The following is a 2,352-nucleotide window of genomic DNA, read 5'->3' on the forward strand; positions in this document are numbered from 1 at the left end:
GTGCTGGCCATCTGGTTTGCCCGCGTTGCTCGTTGCCCGCCGCGTCGTGAGCCGGCGGGGGCCTCCTCCCCGGGTTGGATATCGGTGTCGAATCGAATCCAGCGAGGAAGAGGCCCTGAATGAAGGATGCCGCAGAAACCATGAAAATACTCAGTGCCTATGACCTGACCAAGTCATTGCGGGGCGCCGCCGAGCTGGCCGGTTGCTCCCATCACACCGTGGCCCGGCTGGTGCGGGCCCGCGACGCCGGCCAGACCCCTGGATCCGGAGCCAGCCGCCCGAAGGTCACCGATGTCTGGCTGCCCAAGATCGAGGAATGGGTCGAGGCCTCCACGGGCAGGATCCGCGCCGATGTCGTGCACGCCAAGCTCACCGCAATGGGCTACACCGGCTCTGAGCGCTCCACCCGGCGGGCGGTGGCCGAGGTGAAGGCCGCCTGGCGGGCCGGGAAGCGCCGGGTGCACCGGCCCTGGATCACCGAGCCGGGCGCATGGCTGCAGTACGACTTCGGCGATGGGCCGGCGATCGACGGGGCCAAGACGGTGCTGTTCGTGGCCTGGCTGGCCTGGTCCCGCTACCGGATCGTCATCGCCCTGCGTGATAGGACGGCTCCGAGTGTGTTCGCCGCCCTGGACCGGTGCTTCCGGCTGATCGGGGGCGCGCCGACCTATGTGCTGACGGATAACGAGAAGACAGTGACGGTCTCTCATGTGGCCGGGGTGCCGGTGCGTAACCAGGCCACCGTGGCGTTCGCTCGGCATTACGGCGTGGAGGTGCTGACCTGCCAGCCAGCGGATCCGGCCGCCAAGGGCGGGGTGGAGAACGCGGTGAAGCTGGCCAAGGCCGACCTGGTCCCGAAGGACACCAACCTGCGGGACCAGTACGCCTCGTTCGCTGAGCTCGAGGCCGCCTGCGCGGGGTTCATGGCCATGGTGAACTCCCGGGAGCACCGGGTGACCCGGCGCCGCCCGGACCACATGCTCGCCGAGGAGACCAGCGCGTTGCATCGGATCCCCGCCACGGCGCACACCGTGGCCTACGGGGTGGGACGGAAGGTGCCGGAGAACACGCCGATGGTCTCCTTCGAAAACGCCCAGTACTCGGTGCCCGCGCACCTGCTCGGGGCCGAGGTGTTCGTGCGCCATCACGGCACCGGACCGGACTCGATGGTGGTGATCATGCACGCCGGTGCGCAGGGGCCGGTGGAGGTCGCCCGGCACCGGGTGGCCCGGCCCGGGTCCCCGGCCATCGACGACGCGCACTTCCCCGGCCACGAGACGGACAAGGTGCCCGGGGACTACACCCCGGTGCCCCGTTCGGCGGCGGAGGCCGAGTTCCTGGCCATCGGGGCCGGAGCGAGGACCTGGCTGGTGGAGGCCGCCGCGGCCGGCACCAGCCGGATCGGTCAGAAGATGGCCGAGGCCGTCACCCTGGCCAAGCTCGCCGGCACCGACCAGGTCGACCGCGCCCTCGGGGTGGCCGCGGTGCACCAGCGCTTCGCCCACGGCGACCTGGCCTCCCTGCTCACCGCCGCCGGCCACCGCACCGGGATGCACACCGCCACCGAGGAACGGTCCCTGACCCAGGGCACCGCCGGCTGGGCCGGCCTCGGTACCTCCAACACCGAGGGGGCAGCCCGGTGAGCATCCACACCCCGAACACCGCCGCACCGGCGCTGCCGGCCGATTTGGAGGCGCTGTTGCGGCAGCTGAAGATGCCCCACGCCCGCGGTATCGCCGCCGAGGTACTGGCCACCGCCCGGGCCCAACGCTGGGAGCCGGCCGAGGTCCTCAAGGCCCTGCTGGTCGAGGAGACCACCGGTCGGGCCCGATCCATGCTCGCCGCCCGGCGCAAGGCCGCCGGGTTCCCCACCGGCAAGACCTTCACGACCTGGGATCCGGGCGCCTCCTCGATCCCGGCCCCGACCCAGCAGTCCCTGCGCACCCTGGAATGGCTCTCGCGCAGAGAGAACCTCGTGGTCTGCGGGCCCTCCGGCACCGGCAAGACCTTCTTCCTCGAGGCCCTGGGCCAGCAGGCCGTGGAGGAGGGCAAGCGGGTGGCCTGGTTCACCCTGGAGGACCTCGGGGCGATGATCCGGGCCCACCGGCCCGATGACACCATCACCAAAGCCGTCGCCCGAATCCTGCGCGCCGACCTGATCGTCATCGACGACATCGGCCTGCTGCCGGTCGCCGACGATGCCGCCGAGGGCCTCTACCGCATCGTGGACGCCGCCTACGAGAAACGCTCCGTAGCGATCAGCTCGAACCTGCACCCGGCCGGCTTCGACGAGCTGATGCCCAAGACCCTGGCCACCGCCACCGTGGACCGGCTCCTGCACCACGCCCACGT

At 71.0% G+C, this 2,352-nt stretch carries 2 protein-coding genes; both read left to right on the plus strand.

The window, feature by feature from the left end; translation table 11 throughout:
* Window positions 1-119: 119 nt before the first annotated feature.
* On the plus strand, window positions 120-1,643 hold the full coding sequence (locus ACTSKS_RS10950) for an IS21-like element ISMlu14 family transposase (RefSeq protein ID WP_031943827.1): 1,524 nt from the start codon (window positions 120-122) through the stop codon (window positions 1,641-1,643).
* Window positions 1,640-2,352, plus strand: a 713-nt coding sequence (locus tag ACTSKS_RS10955) for an ATP-binding protein (protein WP_145016029.1), incomplete at its 3' end; no start/stop codon positions are given. The genes ACTSKS_RS10950 and ACTSKS_RS10955, both read left to right, overlap by 4 nt.

Origin of the sequence: Micrococcus sp. TCR-5 (genome assembly GCF_052220525.1) — a bacterium.
GTDB lineage: Bacteria > Actinomycetota > Actinomycetes > Actinomycetales > Micrococcaceae > Micrococcus > Micrococcus luteus.

What these genes read in the sequence shown, in the direction of transcription:
- ACTSKS_RS10950 (WP_031943827.1), top strand. Translation starts at nt 120, where the DNA reads ATGAAGGATGCCGCAGAAACCATGAAAATACTCAGTGCCTATGACCTG.